9 protein-coding genes are annotated in these 17,829 nt (G+C 70.6%); 2 read left to right on the top strand and 7 right to left on the bottom strand.

Translation table 11 applies throughout. The annotated features are described in order from the left end of the window. Positions 1-2: 2 nt before the first annotated feature. On the top strand, positions 3-4,016 hold the full coding sequence (locus WMF39_RS46075) for a non-ribosomal peptide synthetase (RefSeq protein WP_437742777.1): 4,014 nt from the start codon (positions 3-5) through the stop codon (positions 4,014-4,016). Between the two features lie 62 nt (positions 4,017-4,078). Here the strand turns inward: WMF39_RS46075 and WMF39_RS46080 are convergent, their stop codons facing one another. The 5 genes from WMF39_RS46080 to WMF39_RS46100 form a co-directional block, all read right to left on the bottom strand. Then, on the bottom strand, positions 4,079-6,325 hold the full coding sequence (locus WMF39_RS46080; RefSeq protein ID WP_437742778.1) for a molybdopterin oxidoreductase family protein: 2,247 nt from the start codon (positions 6,323-6,325) through the stop codon (positions 4,079-4,081). Next, a complete protein-coding gene (locus WMF39_RS46085) occupies positions 6,325-8,064 on the bottom strand; it encodes a DmsC/YnfH family molybdoenzyme membrane anchor subunit (protein ID WP_437742779.1) in 1,740 nt (579 codons plus the stop codon). The genes WMF39_RS46080 and WMF39_RS46085 overlap by 1 nt, the downstream gene beginning before the upstream one ends. A 119-nt stretch (positions 8,065-8,183) precedes the next feature. After that, positions 8,184-8,582, bottom strand: coding sequence for a nitrite reductase small subunit NirD (gene nirD / locus WMF39_RS46090; RefSeq protein WP_437742780.1), 399 nt, complete (start codon positions 8,580-8,582; stop codon positions 8,184-8,186). A 37-nt stretch (positions 8,583-8,619) separates the two neighbouring features. Then, entirely contained in the window at positions 8,620-11,160 is a 2,541-nt protein-coding gene (gene nirB, locus WMF39_RS46095; protein WP_437742781.1) for a nitrite reductase large subunit NirB, read from the bottom strand. 365 nt (positions 11,161-11,525) lie between these two features. Then, positions 11,526-14,336: an ATP-binding protein gene (locus WMF39_RS46100; RefSeq protein ID WP_437742782.1), complete on the bottom strand. Its 2,811-nt coding sequence runs from the start codon at positions 14,334-14,336 to the stop codon at positions 11,526-11,528. Between the two features lie 47 nt (positions 14,337-14,383). On the opposite strand from WMF39_RS46100, the gene WMF39_RS46105 reads away from it, so the two are divergent. Beyond that, positions 14,384-15,313 carry a ketopantoate reductase family protein gene (locus WMF39_RS46105; protein WP_437742783.1) on the top strand — a complete coding sequence of 310 codons (930 nt, stop codon included), beginning with the start codon at positions 14,384-14,386 and terminating at the stop codon, positions 15,311-15,313. Positions 15,314-15,521: 208 nt separating this feature from the next. On the opposite strand, the gene WMF39_RS46110 is transcribed toward WMF39_RS46105, so the two are convergent. After that, positions 15,522-16,763 carry a hypothetical protein gene (locus WMF39_RS46110; protein ID WP_437742784.1) on the bottom strand — a complete coding sequence of 414 codons (1,242 nt, stop codon included), beginning with the start codon at positions 16,761-16,763 and terminating at the stop codon, positions 15,522-15,524. A gap of 416 nt (positions 16,764-17,179) precedes the next feature. Continuing rightward, positions 17,180-17,791 carry a DUF488 domain-containing protein gene (locus WMF39_RS46115; RefSeq protein ID WP_437742785.1) on the bottom strand — a complete coding sequence of 204 codons (612 nt, stop codon included), beginning with the start codon at positions 17,789-17,791 and terminating at the stop codon, positions 17,180-17,182. Positions 17,792-17,829 lie beyond the last annotated feature (38 nt).

The following is a 17,829-nucleotide window of genomic DNA, read 5'->3' on the forward strand; positions in this document are numbered from 1 at the left end:
TCATGCGCGCTCGCGCGATACAGGCTAGTTCGTCCCACGCAGCCGGGGGGCTCCCGCGTGAGCTGCCCGTGCTCGATCTCGCCACGGATCGCCCCCGCCCGCCCGCGCCGTCGCGGCGCCGAGCGTCGGTGTCGCGGGAGCTGCCGCCTCGGCTCGCCCTGGAGCTCGATCGCCTGCGCCGGCGCTCGGGCGCGACGCGCTTCGTCACCCTGCTCTCTGCTTATGCGGCGCTGCTCTATCGCCATACCGCGCAGAGCGAGATCCTGATCGGGGCGCCCTGGCCTCGCCGCGGCGGCCGGTGGGGCTCGCGCGCGGCGCCCTGGCCTCGCTATCCGCTCGTCGTTCACGCCCGCCTCGACGAGGCGCTCAGCTTTCGAGACGTCCTCGCGCAGGTCGCCGCGCAGGTGGCCTCGACCGAGGCCCGCGGCCGCGAGCCTCTGGACCGGCCGCTCACGGGGCTCGGGGAGGCGGACGAGACGAGCGATCACCCGATGTTCCAGACCACCTTCGAGCTCGTGCGGCCCGGGGATGTCCTGCGTCGCACCGCGATCAGGGCGGCGACACCTGCGCGGCGCCCGCGCGCCCGCCCCGTCGCGCCGATCGATCTGTCGCTGTCCGTCGCGGCGTCCGAGCGAGGGCTCGTCGCGAGCATGGCGTACAGCACCGAGCTGTTCGATCCCGGGACCATCGAGCGGCTCTTGGACCACCTCGGCCTCGTGCTCGTGGGCGTGGTGGAGGACGCCGAGCGGCCGATCTCCGAGATTCCGCTGCTCACGCCGGAGGAGCGGCGTCGGATGACCGTCGCCTGGAACGCGACGCGGACCGCCTACCCGCGCGACGCGTGCGTTCATGAGCTGTTCGAGGAGCACGTCGCGCGGGCGCCCGACGCCATCGCCGTCGTCGAGGGCGGTGAGGCGCTCACCTACCGCGAGCTGAACCGCCGCGCCAACCGGCTCGCTCATCGGATCTCCGCGCGCCGTGCCGGCCCCGACCTGCGCGTGGGCGTCCTCGCCGAGCGGTCGTCGAGCGCGCTCGTCGCCCTGCTCGGTGTCCTCAAGGCCGGCGGCGCCTACGTCCCCCTCGATCCGAGCTATCCGGACGAGCGGCTGCGCTTCATGCTCGAGGACGCTGCGGTGAGCCTCGTGCTCGGGAAGCGAGAGCTGGTGACGCAGCTCGATTTCCGCGGAGGCGTCCTGTGCCTCGACGAGGACCACGGCGCGCCCGGCGACGATGCAAACCCGGCCATCCCTGCCGCCGCCACCGACCTCGCCTACGTGATGTTCACGTCGGGATCGACGGGAAGGCCCAAGGGCGTGGCCGTCCCGCACCGGGGGATCGTCCGCCTCGTCCGGGACACGGACTATGTTGCGTTCGGGCCGTCGGATCACGTGGCGCACGCCTCCAGTCTCTCGTTCGACGCGTCGACATTCGAGGTCTGGGGCGCGCTGCTCAACGGCGCACGTCTCGTCGTCGTGTCTCGCGAGACGCTCCTCTCGCCGGAGGCCCTCCCGGCGCTCCTTCGCCGCGAAGGCATCTCCATCCTGTTCCTGACCACGGCGCTCTTCCACCACCTCGCGCGTGTGAGCCCGGACGCCTTTCAGGGGCTCTCCTACCTCGTCGTCGGCGGCGACGTGCTCAATCCGAAGCTGTCCAGAGAGGTGCTCCTGAAAGGCGCCCCGAAGCACCTCGTGAACGGCTACGGTCCGACCGAGAACACGACGTTCTCCACGGCTCACCTCGTGCGCGCGGTCCCGGAGGGCGCCTCCCGCGTGCCGATCGGACGGCCCATCTCGAACACGCGCGCCTATGTCCTGGACCGCCGGCTCCAGCCGGTGCCCGTGGGCGTCCCCGGTGAGCTCTACGTCGCCGGAGACGGGCTGGCCCGAGGCTACCTGAACCGACCCGATCTGACCGCCGCGGCGTTCGTCCAGAACCCCTTGCCCGAGGAGCCGGGAGAGCGCCTGTACAAGACGGGCGATCAGGTCCGTTATCTGGCCGATGGGTCGCTCGATTTCCTGGGGCGGATCGACTGCCAGGTGAAGATCCGTGGCTTCCGCGTCGAGCTCGGGGAAATCGAGGCGGCGCTGTGCGCGTGCCCCTCCGTGCGCGAGGCCGTGGTCGTGCTCCACGAGCACGCGCCCGGCGACATGCGCCTCGTGGCGCACGTCGTCTCGGACTTCGGCTCGGGCGGCCCTCCGTCGCGCGCCGCGGGCGCGGATCGGTGGCAGGGAGCGGAGGCCGGCGTGGAGAGCAGCGGCCCCGCGTCCCGCGACCTGTCGAGGAGCCTGCGCCGGTCTCTGCAGGAGAAGCTGCCCGACTACATGATCCCGGCCGCGTTCGTCGTGCTGCCATCGCTGCCGCTCGCCGTGACCGGGAAGGTCGATCGCCGGGCGCTGCCGCCGCCCGACGCCGGCCGGCTGCACACCGGAGAGCCGGAGAGCACCCGCTCTCCGATCGAGCGCCGGGTGGCCGAGATCTGGGCGTCCGTCCTCCATACCGACCGCCCGGAGGTCGATGATGACTTCTTCGAGATCGGCGGAAACTCCCTTCTGGCGGCGCAGGTGCTCCTCCAGGTGCGGACGGTCTTCCTGGTCGACGTGCCCGCGCGCCGGCTGTTCGAGTCGCCCACCGTGGCCGGGCTCGCCCGCGCCGTCGAGGAGGCGCGGCGCTGGAAGGCGCGCGGCGCCGCGGCGTCGATGGGCGCGATCGACCTCCGCGCGGAGGCCGCCCTCGCTCCCGACATTCGGCCCTGCGGCTCGTTCGTCGACACGAGCGCTCCGCCTCGCCACGTCTTCCTCACCGGCGCCACGGGGTTCCTGGGCGCCTTTCTCGTGCGCGACCTCCTCACGCAGACGCGCGCCACGGTCCATTGCCTGGTCCGCGCTCCCGACGCCGCCGCAGGCCTGGCGAGGCTCCGGCGGAGCCTTTCGGCCTATTCGCTCTGGGATCCCGCGGCGAGCGCGAGGATCGTCGCCGTGCCTGGCGACTTGAGGGAGCCGCTGCTCGGGCTCACCCCGGCTTGCTTCGAGGCGCTCGCGCAGCGGGTCGACGCGATCTACCACGCCGGCGCCGAGGTCAATTACATCAAGCCGTACGCATCCCACAAGGCGGCGAACGTGCTGGGGACACAGGAGATCTTGCGGCTCGCTTGCCTGGGCCGGACGAAGCCCGTGCACCACGTCTCGACGATCGGGGTCATCGGCCAGATCGGCTATTTCACCGGCGCCCAGACCGTGCGGGAGAGCGACGATCTCGATCGCTGGGTGGACCACCTCCACACGGACATGGGGTATTCCCAGAGCAAGTGGGTCGCCGAGAAGCTCGTGTGGATCGCGCGCGCGCGCGGGGTGCCCGTCACCGTCTTCCGCCCCGGGTCCATCGTGGGTCACAGCCAGACGGGCGCCGCCAACGTGACCGACTTCGTAAGCAGGATGATCAAAGGCTGCGTCGAGATGCGCTGTGCCCCCGACCTCCCCGCGCAGAGCAAGGAGCTCGTGACGGTCGACTACGCCAGCCGGGCGATCGTGCATCTGTCCTGCCGGCCGGGCTCGCTGGGGAAGGCGTTCCACCTGGTGCCCCCGCCGCCGCAGCGGCTCGATCTGAACGGCTTCTTCGATCTGCTCGTCTTCCGCGGCTATCCGCTGGTGCGGCTGCCTTATGCGCAATGGTGCGAGCAGCTGCTGGCGCGGATACGGCGATCGGACGACAGCCCGTTCCTTCCCCTCCTGCCGATGCTGACCGAAAAGGTCCACGGCGACCTGACCCGATGGGAGCTGTACGCGCAGATGCCCGCCTGCGACTGCCAGAACACGATCGAGGGGCTGGCCGGCACGGCCATCGCGTGTCCCCCCATGAACGCCCGGCTGCTGGACACGCTCCTGGCCTACTACCTGCGCAGCGGGCACCTGCGCGCCCCGGCGCCGGCCGCGAGCGGCGTGCGCCTGGCCGCGCCGAGGGCCCGCAGCCCGCAGCGATCGCCAAACGCCCCGCGCCCGCGGCGGGGCGCGCGCGGCTGAGCGCGCCTCCCACGCGCGCCGCGCGCTCCTCGCGGAGGCTGTCCTCGCGGAGGCAGCGCGGGCTACCCGCGATCCTCTTCCCGCCGCACCTTCACCGCGCAGGCCTTGTACGACGGCTGCCGGGAGTACTGGTCGAAGGCCGGGAACGTCAGCTTGTTCGTGATCTCGTAGTGCATCGGCACGAAGATCTCCCCGGGCTTCACCGAGTTCGTGACGAACGCCCGCGCCTTGATCTCCGCGCGGCGGGACGCGATGACCACCCACTCGTTCATCTCGATACCGATCTTCTTCGCGTCGACCGGGCTCAGCTCGACGTAGATCTCCTTCGGATAGAGCCGCTGCAGCACCGCCGACTTCTTGGTCCGCGTCTGCGTGTGCCACTGGCTGGAGCTCCCTCGCCCCGTGAGCAGCGTGAACGGATACTGCTCGTCGGTCGGCTCCGGCAGCTGGCGGGGCGCCTGGAAGGCGAACTTCGCCTTCTGATCCGGGCGGTAGTACTGGCCGTCCTCGAACAGCCGCCGCTCGTTCGTCTCGAAGGCCGCCCCCTCGGGGTAGGGCCACTGGATGCCGCCGCGCTCGTCGAGCATCGTGTAGCCGTCGATGCCCGTGATGTCGCACGGCTGCCCCTTCGAGAGCCGCTTCATGATCTGGAAGACCGCCTCCGGGCTCTTCCACTCCTTGAACAGCTCGCCGCAGCCCCAGTACTGGGCGACCAGCTGGAAGATGTGAAAGTCCGCCAGCGCCTGGCCCGGGGCCCGCGAGACCTTCTTGACGAGGCCGATGCGCCGCTCCGAGTTGATGAACGTGCCCTCCTTCTCGGCCCACGAGGCCGCCGGGAGGACGAGATGGGCGCGCTCCGCCGTCTCCGTCGTGGCGTACATGTCCTGCACCACGAGGAACTCCAGGCGGCCGAGGAGCTCGTGCAGATCCTCCTGGTTGATCCAGGAGTGGGCCGGGTTCGTCGCGATGATCCAGAGGCCCTTGATCTTCCCCTTCAAGATGCCTTCGATGATCTGGTCGTAGGCCAGGCTGTTCCGGGTCGGGATGACCTCCTCCGGAATGCCGAGGATCCCGGCGATCTTCTTCCGGTGCTCCTCCTTCGTGAAGTCGTGGCCGGCGAACAGGCCCGTCGTGTTGCTGAACATCCGCGAGCCCATCGCGTTGCACTGGCCCGTGATGGAGTTCGCCCCGGTGCCGGGACGGCCGATGTTCCCCGTCATCAGCGCCAGGTTGATGAGCGACTGCGCGACCCGCACGCCCTCGTGGCTCTGGTTGACGCCCATGGTCCACCAGAACGACACCCGCTTCCCGTTATGGATCTTCTCCGCGAACGACGCGAGCTGCGCCTCGCTGAGCCCCGTCGCCTCGGAGACGCGCGCCGGCGTGAAATCCTCGACGTGCGCCTTGAACGCCTCGAAATCGACCGTGTGCGCCTCGATGTACCCCGGGTCGATCCACCCGCGCTGGATGAGGATGTGGGCGATTCCGTAGAACAGCGTCAGATCCGACTTCGGATTGAGCGCATAGTGCGCCGTCGCCGCCATCGCCGTCTCGGTCTTGCGCGGATCCACGACGAGGATCTCGGGGCGGTTCTTGTTCTTGCAGAGCCGCTCCCACATGATCGGGTGGGCGATGCAGAGGTTCGAGCCGACGAGCACCACGACGTCGGACTCCTCGAAATCGCGGTACGTGTAGGGCGGCGCGTCGAACCCGAACGCCTCCTTGTACGCGACCACCGATGTCGCCATGCATTGCCGGGTGTTGCCGTCCCCGTGCAACATGCCCATCCCGAACTTCGCGAGCGCCCCGAGGAAGGCCATCTCCTCGGTGACGATCTGCCCGGTGCTGATGAAGGCGACCGACTCCTTGCCGTGCGCCTCCTGGATCGCCTTGAACCGATCGACGAACGTGCGGAGCGCGACGTCCCACTCCACGCGCTCCAGCTTCCCGCGCGCGTTCCTGAGGAGCGGCGCGGTCGCGCGATCGGTCGCGCGGAGCGGCGTGAGCGCCTCCCAGCCCTTCGGGCACGCCATCCCGAGGTTCACGGGATAGTCCGTGTTGGGCGAGAGGTTGATCGCCTCTCCGTCCTTGAGGTGCACGTTCAGCCCGCACCCGGTCGAGCAGAACCCGCACACGACCGTCGTCGTCTGGTCGGGCTTGAGCCGCGCAGGCACCCTCCCGAGGCCGAACTCGCCGGGCGTGAGGAGCAGCTCGCGCGTCAGCGGCCCGTTGCGCTGCAAGAGGAGGTTGTCCGCCTGCTTGGGCGCCGGAGACGTCTTCTTCGCATCGCTTGCATCGCTGGTCGTCATCAGGAGAGCCCTCCGGGCATCTTGGAGGCGGGCGCCGCTGCGAAGAAGAGGTACCGCTCGAGGAACTCGCCCGCGAGGCAGAACAGGAACGCCACGACCGCCATCGCCATCAGAACTTCAGAGCTCACGCCGCTGTTCGGCGCCGAGAAGAGGCTGAGCGCCGGCAGGACGATCCCGCCGAGCGCCCCGCAAGCGAAGCGCCAGCCCGTCGCGCCCTTCAGCTCCCCCGTCATCAGGATCGCGCTCCGCTTGAGCGTCGAGTGGCTCCGCTTCCGCAGGTGCCGGAACATCGACAGCTCCACGAGCAGCTTGAGCGCCGTCGTCACGCACAGGAACGCGCTCAGCGCGCGGAAGCCCCGCGTCAGGAGCAGCGCCGCGTGCTCGGCGCTCAGGAGCAGCCCGATCATCAGGACCGTCGAGCTCCCGAGGATGGCCGCCGTGGTCGCGAACTTGAAGCCCGTCAGGGCCCCGCGCCAGTGCTCCCGCTGCGTCGCGGCGTACACCATCACGGAGCAGAAGACCCCGAGGATCCCGCTCAGCGCGACCGCATACGAGAGCGGCGTCTGCAGTTGCTCGATGGGGGGCAGCGCCGAGAGCACCGGGAGCGTCGGGAGGGCGGGCAGCCAGAAGGACGCCGCGTACAGCGTCGCGGCCCCGGCGAAGAGCGAGAACCCCAGGATCTCCCGGCTGAGCCATGACGTCTTGAGCCCCAGGAAGGCCCGGAACGCGAACTGCGGCCGGCCAAGGTGAAAGAGGCTCGCCTTCAGCGCGGCGATCCCGAAGACGAGCGCGAACGTGGCGCTGTGGCCGCCGAAATCACGCGTCGCCTGCGCGCCGAGCAGCTCGTTGAGGGCCAGGCTCACGCAGAACGCGCCCACCGAGAGCTGCGTCAGCACCAGCATCGCGACGAGCGGAGGGTGGGAGTGCTCCCGGCTCACCTGGTAGAAGTCCGCGGGGAGCATGTTGCGCGGGAGCGACTTCTGCGTCTTGTAGGTCGTCGTCGGGATCGTGATCTCCGGCGCCGCCGCCCCCGGCAAGAAGAGGCTCGTCTGGCTCTCTTGCACGGCCTGCTGCTGGTCGACCATCGTGATCCGGATGGCGCCGTTCGGGCACGACTGCACGCACGCCGGGGCCTCGTCGTTGGCCAGCCGATCGCTGCACATGTCGCACTTGCGCACGATCCCCCGCTCCGCGTTGAACTTCGGAGCGTCGTAGGGGCACATCAGGATGCAGTACTGGCAGCCGATGCACTGGTCATCGAGGTGCTTGACGATGCCGGTGATCGGGTCCTTCTCGTAGGCCTTGACCGGGCACCCCGACATGCACGCCGGGTCCAGGCAGTGGTGGCACGCCGTCGTCACGCTCTGCTGCGCCGGCGTCTGGGGTGTGCCGCCGTGGAGCAGCCCGACCGAGCGCCACACCTCGTTGTCGTCGAGGCCGTTCAGGCTGTGGCAGGCGGTGACGCACGCCTTGCAGGCCGTGCACGCGTCGAGGTCGACCTCGAAGCCGTACTGCTGGCCGGGCTTCGGCTTCTCGAGCGGGATCAGGTCGCGGTAGTACTTGGACTGCGCCGGGAGCGCGTGCTCCTCGTGCATCCTGGAGAACTTCTCGACCGCCGTGAGCTTCTGCTGGTCGGCGAGGAGCGAGTCCAGCAGGCTCTTGTTGTTGTCGTGGATCTTCGGCGCCGAGTTGACGATGGGTAAGCGAAAGTGAGTGTCCGAGACCTTTGCAACGCTCATCGAAATTCCCTGTCTACCCGGCGCGGAAGCCCAGCCCCGAGAACTCCAAGAGAGACACCGCGAACGGCGGCGCGTCCGCCGCACGGAAGCGCCTGGCGCTGGCTCGCCAGGTCATCCCGTCAGCTCGCCGCCGCGAGCGGCTCCGCCGCGGCCTGGATCTCGACACGCCCGTCCCGGACCCGGAGGGGATACACGGGGATGCTCACGCCCGGGTCGTCCAGGCACTGACCCGACCGCAGATCGAAGTTCTGCTTGTAGATCGGCGAGGCGATCTTGGGGACGCCCCCCTTGTCCCCGACGATCCCGCGGGAGAGGACGAACGCCTTGCTGAACGGGTCGAAGTTGCTGATGGCGTAGACCTCCTCGCCCTCGCCGACCCGGACCAGCGCGATCTGGCGCTTCCCGACGAGCGCGCAGACCCCCGTGTTCGGGATGATGTCCTCTACCCCGCAGACGTCGATCCAACCCTGGGTCATGGTCTCGCTCCGAGGCGCTTCCGAAGTGTGCAGCTCGCTCATGACGGTTTCCCTCAGACAGGGCCCCTCGGCCCCGCTGTCAGATCATCTCCTCGACGACGTTCGACTTCTCCTGCCACGCCGCGGGGCGGTGCTGCGCGCGCTCGCTGACGAACACGATGCTCCGGTCGGGCTCGCCGGCGTTCACGAACTGGCGGAACTGCTTGAGCTTCTCGGGGTCGTTGACCGCGGCCTTCCACTCGCACTCGTAGGTGTCGATGAGGTGGGCCATCTCCTTCTCCAGCTCATCGCAGATCCCGAGCGAGTCCTCGATGATGACCTGGCGGAGGTAATCCATGCCGCCCTCGAGGTTGTTGAACCACACCGACGTGCGCTGGAGCCGGTCCGCCGTGCGGATGTAGAACATCAGGAACCGGTCGAGGTACTTGATGAGCGTCGCCTCGTCGAGATCCGAGGCGAAGAGCTGGGCGTGCTGCGGCTTCATCCCGCCGTTGCCGCAGAGGTAGAGGTTGTAGCCCTTCTCCGTCGCGATGATGCCGAAGTCCTTGCCCTGCGCCTCGGCGCACTCGCGCGCGCAGCCGGACACCGCGGACTTCAGCTTGTGGGGGCTGCGCAGCCCCTTGTAGCGGTTCTCGACCGCGACCGCGAAGCCCACCGAGTCCTGCACGCCGTAGCGGCACCAGGTGCTGCCCACGCACGACTTCACGGTGCGCAGCGCCTTGCCGTACGCGTGCCCCGACTCGAAGCCGGCGGCGATGAGCTCGCGCCAGATGTCGGGCAGCTGCTCCAGCCGCGCGCCGAACAGGTCGACGCGCTGGCCGCCGGTGATCTTCGAGTACAGGTTGTACTTCTTCGCGACCACCCCGAGGGCGATGAGCTGATCCGGCGTGATCTCGCCGCCCGCCACGCGCGGGACCACCGAGTAGGTGCCGTCGCGCTGGACGTTGGCCAGGTAGCGATCGTTCGTGTCCTGCAGCGGGAGGTGCTTCTTGCTCAGGATGTGCTCGTTCCACGTCGACGCGAGGATCGACGCCACCGCGGGCTTGCAGATCTCGCAGCCCTTGCCCTGGCCGTGGCGGGTGAGCAGGTCGTCGAACGTCTTGATCTGGTGGATCCGGACGAGGTGATAGAGCTCCTGGCGCGAGTGGTTGAAGTGCTCGCAGATGTAGTTGTTGACCGCGACGCCGGCCTTCTTGAGCTCCTTCTTCAGGATGTCGGAGATCAGCGTGGTGCACGAGCCGCAGCCCGTGCCGGCCTTCGTGTGCGCCTTGATGCCGGCGACCGTGACGTGCTTGTCGTCGCAGATGGCCGAGCAGATGGCCTTCTTCGTGACGTTCAGGCACGAGCAGATCATGGCGGTGTCGGGCAGCGCGTCGACGCCGAGGCCCGCCGGCTTCGCGCCGTCCCGCGCCGTGACGATGAGATCCTCCGGGTGCGGCGGGAGGACGATCTTGTTCTGCACGAGCTGGAGCAGCTGGCCGTAGTTCGCGGCGTCGCCGACCAGGATGCCGCCGAGGAGGAGCTTGCCGTCCGCGCTGACGACGAGCTTCTTGTAGACGTTCGACGTCGCGTTCATGAAGCTGAGCACGCGCGCGCCCTGCTGGGTCGCGAACGCGTCGCCGAAGCTCGCGACGTCCACGCCCATCAGCTTGAGCTTCGTGCTCATGTCGAAGCCGCTGAAGGTCTCCTTCCCGCCGGTGATGGCGTCGACCGCGACCTTGGCCATGTGGTAGCCGGGCGCCACCAGGCCGTAGAGCTGGCTGTTATAGCTCGCGCACTCGCCGATGGCATAGATGTCCGGGTCCGACGTCTGACAGCGCTCGTTGATGGCGACGCCGCCGCGGTTCCCGAGCGCGAGATCGCACGCCCTCGCGAGCTCGTCCCTCGGGCGGATGCCGGCCGAGAAGACGATCATGTCGGTCGAGAGCTCGCTCTGGTCGGCGAAGACCATCCTCGCCACGCGGCCGTGCTCCGCGACGATCTCCGTCGTCGACTTGCTCGTGTGCACGTTCACGCCGAGCGACTCGATCTTCGCCCGGAGGATCGCGCCGCCGGCGTCGTCGACCTGGAGGGCCATCAGGCGCGGCGCGAACTCCACGACGTGGACCTGGAGGCCCATGTTCTTGAGCGCGTTGGCCGCCTCCAGCCCGAGCAGGCCGCCGCCGATGACCGTGCCGACCTTCGCGACCTTGGCGTAGGCGTCCATGGCCTCGAGGTCGTCGATCGTGCGGTAGACGAAGCAGCCCTTCGCGTCTTTGCCCTTGATCGGCGGGACGAACGGATACGAGCCGGTGGCGAGGATGAGCTTGTCGTAATAGACCGTCTTCCCCTTCGCCGACGTCACCGCCTTCTTCCGCCGATCGATCGAGACGGCCTTGTCGTTGAGATGGACCTGAATGCCCGCCTCCTCGTAGAGGCCGGGCTTGACCATCGACAGATCCTCGGCCGATTTGCCGTTGAAGAAGGCGGACAGGTTCACCCGGTCGTAGGCGAGCCGCGGCTCCTCGCAGAAGGTCGTGACGTTCCACTCGCGCAGGAAGCCACCGAGAACCATGTTCTCGATGAACTTGTGCCCGACCATGCCGTTGCCGATGACGAGGAGGTCCTTCTTCTTGCTCATGAAACCCACCTTTGGACCCGGTGAGTCCTTCTCACCGTCACTGCCGCGCTGCCGTCCGAACCATGCATCAGCCACAGTCCCGGACCAAAAACTGTGTACTGTGGGCTCTGTTTCGCAACTGTTTCGCAGGAATAAATTGTCGGCCCGACGGCGCGCTAGGCCCCTTGCAATCGCCTATGCCACCTCATGTTTCCTGCATGTTTCGCGGCCATCGGCGAGCGCAACAGGGCACCGAGCGAAGGCGGGACGCGACAGCGCCAATGAAAGGAAATGGGCGCACCGTTCAGAACTGGAATCGTCTGTTTCAGCGCTGTATCGCGCCCCGGCGCGGTTGCATTGCACTTCTGAAATGGAGCGCGGGCCGATCAGCCGCGCGGGGCGGCTTCGGCGAGCAGGGACAGGAGCTGCTCCGTCGCGACCGGCTTGGTGAGGTGCGCGTCGAAGCCGGCTTCGCGCGAGCGGCGGCGGTCCTGGTCTTGCCCGTAACCGGACAGGGCGGCGATGTAGGAGCGCGTGAGCTCGGGCTCGGCGCGCAGGCGCCGGACGACCTCGTAGCCGTCCATCCCGGGCAGGCCGATATCGAGCAGGACGAGATCGGGCTTCGACGCCCGCGCGGCGTCGAGCGCCGCCGGGCCGTCGTGGGCCATCGAAACGGCGTGGCCGTGGAGCTGGAGGACGCGCCGGAGGCCCTCGGCGGCGTCGACGTTGTCGTCGACGAGGAGGACGTGGAGGGGGCGCGTCCTGGCGCGCGGAGGGGCGGCGCCGGGCGCTGGCGGAGCGGAGGCTTCGGCGGGCGCGCTCGGCGCGCCGGCGAGCGGGAGCCAGACGCTGATGGCCGTCCCCTCGCCGGGGCCCCCGCTCAGCGCTTCGACGCGGCCGCCGTGCAGCTCGGCGAGCCGCTTGACCAGCGTGAGCCCGATCCCGAGGCCGCCCTGGGAGCGGTCCAGCGTGCGCCGGGCCTGCATGAACGGCTCGAAGACGCGCGGGAGCAGCTCGGCGGAGATGCCGACGCCGGTGTCGGTCACCCGGATCCGCGCGTCGCCGGCGATCGCGGCGCAGGCGAGCGAGACGCGGCCGCCGGGGTTCGTGTACTTGATCGCGTTGTTGAGGAGGTTCACGACGACCTGCTCGAGCCGGACGCGGTCGCCGTGCACGAAGACGCCCGGATCCACCGACAGGACGAGATCGTGCCCGCGCTGGACGAGCAGCGGGCGGACCGACTCTACCGCGGTCTCGACGACCGAGGCGACGTCGAGCCGCTCCCGCTTCAGCTCGATCTTGCCCCGCGTGATCCTGGAGACGTCGAGGAGATCGTCGACGAGCCGGACGATCGTCTTCACCTGCCGCTCGAGGGTCGCCAGGATCTGCCGGTCGTCGCGATCCGCGCGCTCGCCGGCGCTCATCTGGGCGCTCATCTGGGCGCTCATCTGGGCGCTCATTTGCAGGAGCTCGAGGCCGGTGGTGATGGGCGCCAGCGGGTTGCGGAGCTCGTGCGACAGCATCGCGATGAACTCGTCCTTGCGCCGGTCCGCCTCGTGGGCCTCGCGGTAGAGCCGGGCGTTCTCGAGGGCGACGCGCCGCTCGCGCTCGACGAGAGCGGCGCGCTCCTCGTGCAGGCGGGCGCGCTCCATGGCCTGCGCGCACTGGCGCGACACCGCGACCAGGAACTCCTGCTCTTCCCGGTCGAACGGGCGCGGCTCCGCGAAGCTCAGCCCGAGCACGCCGATGGGCCGCTCCTGGACCACGAGCGGGAGACAGCAGAGCGACACGGTCGCGCCGGACAGCACGGCGCTCGCGATGCGCGGGTAGCGGGCGGAGCACTCCTCGCGCGAGCGCAGCCAGACGGGCGCGCCGGTCCGCAGCGCGTCGGTGAGCGGGAGGGCGGCGTCGAGGGGCATCTGCCGGAAGCGCTCGATGGTCTCGCGCTCGTAGCCGACCTCCTTGAGGCACTCGAGCTCGTCGCCCGCCGTCACGACGATGGTCCCGGCGTACGCGCCCGCGGCGGCGACGCCGATGTCGACGACGACCTGCGCCACGGCCTCGCTGGTGAGCGCGTCGGCGAGCGCCGCCGTGATCCGCTGGAGGCCGGCCATGCGCTGCGCCGCGCGCTCGGCGGCCCGGCGCGCCTCCTGCTCGGCCAGGAAGCGCCGCCGCGCCTCGGACTCGGCGTCGCGGGCCATGTCGTAGAGGCGCACGCGCTGCAAGGTGACCTCGATGCGCTGCGAGAGCTCCTCGGCGAAGGCGAGATCGGCGGCGCCGTAGGTGCGATCCACCTCTGCGGACGCGAGCGTGAGCGCCGCGAGGACGCACGCGTCGCCGCGGATGGGCACGATCACCGCGGAGCGGCAGCCGAGCTCGCGCAGGGCGGCGAGGTGGTCCGCGCCGGCCTGCGCGTGGCCGGCGAGGTCGGGGAGGAGCCGGCCGTGGCCGCCGTGGAGCACCTCGTGCAACGGCGATGGCGGCGTCCCGGGCGCCGGCAGGGGGTGGCTGCGCCGGGCCAGACGGGCGGCGAGCTCCGCCTTGGCCGGATCGGCGTGCGCGACGACCCGCGCGTGGACGGAGCCGTCCGGTTCGAGCGTGTGGACGGCGCACAGATCGGCCACCGAGGCGACCGCGAGGGCCGCGACGCGCCGGAAGCCCGCGTCGCGGCCCTGCGCCGGGTCGAGCGCGGCCGACGCGTCGGCCAGGAAGCGCCGCGCGTCCTCGGCGCGCTTCTGCTCGCTGACGTCCGCGACGAGCGCGAAGAAGCCGCGCACGTCGCCGCTCGCGTCGCGGTGGGGGATGTACTGGATGCGCACGTGGCGCCGGCGGCCCTCCCGGTAGGTGAGCCGCGCCTCGAAGTCCTGCGGCCGTCCGGCGAGCACGGCGGTGATGTGCGGCTTCACGGCGGCGTAGGCGGCGTCGCCGATCACCTCGCGCACCTGCCGGCCGACGATCGAGCCGCTGTCTTCGCCGAACCAGCGCTCGTAGGCCCGGTTGACGACGCCGTAGCGCTCGTCGCTGTCGATATACGAGATGAGCACCGGCAGGGCGTCCAGCAAGCGCTGGAGCTGATCGGCTTCCATCCTCACGCTCGGCTCGCCTGCGCTCATGAGGCCGCTCTCGTGCGTCGTGGCGGGGGCTTCCGGCCTGCGCATCTCGGCGTAGGCATATCCGCAATCCTCGCAGGTCGCCACTCGTCGGTCCGCGGCGGTCCGGCTCGAGCGTGCTATGGTCGCCGCCGATGCGGATCCTCGTTGTCGGCGCGGGCGCGGTGGGCGGCTATTTCGGGGCGCGGCTCACGCTCGCTGGGGAAGACGTCACGTTCGTCGCGCGCGGCGCGCACGCCGAGGTGATGCGGTCCCGCGGGCTCATCGTCCGCACGCCGTCCGGCGAGCTGCGCACTCCCCCGCTCCGTGTCGCCCCGCTCGACGGGGCGCGCGGGCCGTTCGATCTCGCGCTCATCGCCGTGAAATCGCCGTCGCTCGCCGCGGTGAGCGCGAAGCTCGCCGGGCTGCTCGCCGCGGACGGCCTCGCCGCGCCCCTCCTGAACGGGCTCGACTCCGAGGACGTTGTCGCGCGCGACGTCGGCGCGCCGCGCGTGATCGCCGCGATCGCGTACATGTCCTCGGGCGTCGCCGGGCCTGGCGAGATCGAGACGCTCGCGCCGACGCGCGCCGGGCTCGCGCCCTACCGGCCCGGGCAGGAGGCGCGGGTCGAGGCGACCGCCGCGCTGCTCGAGCGCGCGGGCATCCCCGTCCGCCGCGGGGCGGACCACCGCGCCATGCTCTGGGAGAAGATGGTCTGGAACGCCCCGTTCAATGCGATCTGCGCGCTGACCGGCCAGCGCGCCGGCGTGGTCGCGGAGCGGATGGAGGACCTCACCCGGGCGGCGATGCTCGAGGTGATCGCGGTCGCGCGGGCGGAAGGGGCGGAGATCTCCGAGGCGACCGCGGACGCGATGCTCGCCCTCACGCGCTCCGAGTTCCCGCTCACCGAGCCCTCGATGCTGCAGGACGTGCGGGCCGGCCGCGCGACGGAGGTCGATATCCTCCAGGGCGCGGTGGTCGAGCGCGCGCGCCGGGCCGGGGTCGACACCCCGGTGCTGCGCACGCTCGCGACCCTCGTCCGCGGCCTGTCGCCGCGGGCGAACGCGCCGTCTGCGGGCCGATAGACAGGCCTCGCGCTCGCGACGGAACCGGTGATGGCGACGGCGGCGCGCGCCGCTTCCTGGGCGCGTGGGAGCCCTGGGAAACGCGTCGTCGCGACCGCCACCGCGGTGTCTCGGGTGCTTCGAGGAAGGGGAGTGGAACGCGAGGCGCTCATCTCACCTCCTGGAGTCGAGAGGAGATGAGATGAGTGCCTGTCTTGAGACGCAGCGATCAGGCGCCGCCGCTGCCGCCCGCGCCGCCGCTGCCGCCGCTGCCGCCCGCGCCGCCGCTGCCGCCCGCGCCGCTGGTGCTGGCCGCGCTGCTGGTGCTGGCCGCGCTGCTGGTGCTGGCCGCGCTGCTGGTGCTGCCCGCGCCGCCGCTGCCGCCCGCGCCGTCGCTGCCGCCCGCGCCGCCGCTGCCGCCCGCGCCGTCGCTGCCGCCCGCGCCGCCGCTGCCGCCCGCGCCGCCGCTGCCGCCCGCGCCGCCGGCGCCGCCCGCGCCGCCCGTGCCCTCGTTGCTCAGCGGGTACAGCGGGTCGAGGCAGAAGAAGCCATCAGGCGTCTCGGCGCACTCGTCCGGTGTCTTGCAGTCACTGTCGTCCTCGCACGGCACCTTGTCGAAGATGCAGATGCCGTTGTCCGGGAGGCCGAAGTCCTCGCAGCGGGCGTTCGGCAACAGGCAATCGTCGTGCGCCTTGCACGCCTTGGTGCAGGCGCCGAAGTCGCCGGCGCCGACGACCTCCGTGAACTGGTAGAGGCAGAGGCCGTTCTCGAACCCGCCGCAGTCGGACTCGAACACATCGCCGCCGAAGCCGCAGAACTCGGTGCAGGCGCCGACGTCGCCGGGGAAGCCCACGCAGTGTCCGGCGCACGGATCCTCGTCGGCTTCGGGGTCGCACGCGGCCCCCATCGGCAGACCCTCGTGGGGCGTGTCGACGCACGCGTTCTGCCTGGGATCGCAGCTGCGGCCGGAGTCGGAGCACTGGGAGTCGGATCCGCAGTTCGGCATGCAGACCGACACGCCGTCATCCACCTCCTCACAGCGCAGCTCGTCGCGGCCGTGGCACTTGAGCGGGTCGAGCTCCTCGTCGAGGGCCGTGATCTCCGGCTCTCCGAGGACGCAGCCCAGGTAACAGATGTTATTGAGGCAGGCGCTGCCCTCTCCTTCGCAGTCGCCGTCGTCGGCGCACTCCATCGTGCAGTACCCGCCCGCAGGACCGGCCTCCCCGTCCGACTCCAGGGCGCACACGCCGTCCGGCCCGCAGTCGGCGTCGGCCGTGCAGCGGGCGCCGAGGAACTCGGCCATGCTCCCGCCCGCGCTGGTGCTCACGGCGCCTCCCGATGACGAGCTCGTGGTCGAAGAGGAAGAGCCGCCGCCTGCGCCCCCGTCCGAACCGTCGTCGCCGCAACCGATGAAGCCAGCAGAGAAGGCGACCGAGGTGAGCAGGATCGCCGAAATGCGTTGCACTTTCATTACTGTCTCCCGAGCCAGGAGGCCCTGCCCACATCGGGCGCGCCTTCATGTGATCTCGGGACGGTAACGGAATCGGTTCGGCTCCGCCATACCGGACGGGCGGGGGGCGCTCGATGTCGCGCTCCGCGGAAAGCCCCCGTGGGAGCGGATGGCGCTCCAGGTGGGCCGGGATCAGGACGTCAGTGCGACGACTGATGGTCTATTTTTCAGGTGATACCCGACTGGACCGCTACGCGGACTTCGTGATTTTTGACACGTACCGTACGGCCCTCGGGCCGGCGCCGGTGAGCGGCCAGCGATACCGGAGGTCGATCGCGGGCTCCCGTGCCAATCGCCGTCCGCAGGAATGCGACGCGCTCCTGCAGCGGCTCGACGAGGGGCACATCCAGGTCCGGCGGCCACCTGGCCGGCCGGGATCACCGCGCGCGGCGTGGGCGCACAGGCTCGCGCGGCGCGGGCGCGGGCTCCGCGCCGGCGCCGCCGAGCGGCAGCGCGCGCTGCGCGCCGACGTCGTAGATGAGGTGGCCGGCGCCGTCGGGCCGGGCGGCGGGGTTCAGCGCGTGCGGGGTCTGCGCGCCGGGGCCGAGCAGGTGGACGACCGCGAGCCCGCGCGCGACGAGGGCGTCGGCGATGAGGCGGCGGTGACACCGCCACCAGAGCGTCTCGGCGCACAGGAGGGCCATTCGCCGTCCAGCGCGCGCTTCCGCCTCGAGCTCGGAGAGCGCGCGCTGGAACGCGGCGGTCTCCATGTGATCGGCGTAGGCCCGGAAGCTCGCGTTCTCCCAGGCGACGTGCGGCGAGTCGGCCTGCCCGGTCCGCCGTCCGCCGAGGGCGTCGCCGCGGAAGACGTAGGTCACCCCGAGCCGGGGCAGCGCCTCGGCGAGCGCAGCGCGGCCGAGGTGAGGGGAGCGGCTCGATCCCGGGAACCTCCGGACGTCGATCAGCGTGTCGGCCGGCCCCTCGCCGAGCAGCTCGACGAGCTCCTCCACGCTGCGGGTGCCGTGGCCGACGGTGAAGACGGTGTCCACGGGGAAGAGCTTTGCGCCCCGGCGGCGCGCGGGCAACG

Source organism: Sorangium sp. So ce1504 (genome assembly GCF_051521635.1).
GTDB lineage: Bacteria > Myxococcota_A > Polyangia > Polyangiales > Polyangiaceae > Sorangium > Sorangium cellulosum_B.

Coding starts and splice junctions, on each gene's coding strand:
- WMF39_RS46110 (WP_437742784.1), bottom strand. CDS start 16,763: ATGAAAGTGCAACGCATTTCGGCGATCCTGCTCACCTCGGTCGCCTTC.
- nirD (WP_437742780.1), bottom strand. CDS start 8,582: ATGAGCGAGCTGCACACTTCGGAAGCGCCTCGGAGCGAGACCATGACC.
- WMF39_RS46105 (WP_437742783.1), top strand. CDS start 14,384: ATGCGGATCCTCGTTGTCGGCGCGGGCGCGGTGGGCGGCTATTTCGGG.
- WMF39_RS46085 (WP_437742779.1), bottom strand. CDS start 8,064: ATGAGCGTTGCAAAGGTCTCGGACACTCACTTTCGCTTACCCATCGTC.
- WMF39_RS46080 (WP_437742778.1), bottom strand. CDS start 6,325: ATGACGACCAGCGATGCAAGCGATGCGAAGAAGACGTCTCCGGCGCCC.
- nirB (WP_437742781.1), bottom strand. CDS start 11,160: ATGAGCAAGAAGAAGGACCTCCTCGTCATCGGCAACGGCATGGTCGGG.
- WMF39_RS46075 (WP_437742777.1), top strand. CDS start 3: ATGCGCGCTCGCGCGATACAGGCTAGTTCGTCCCACGCAGCCGGGGGG.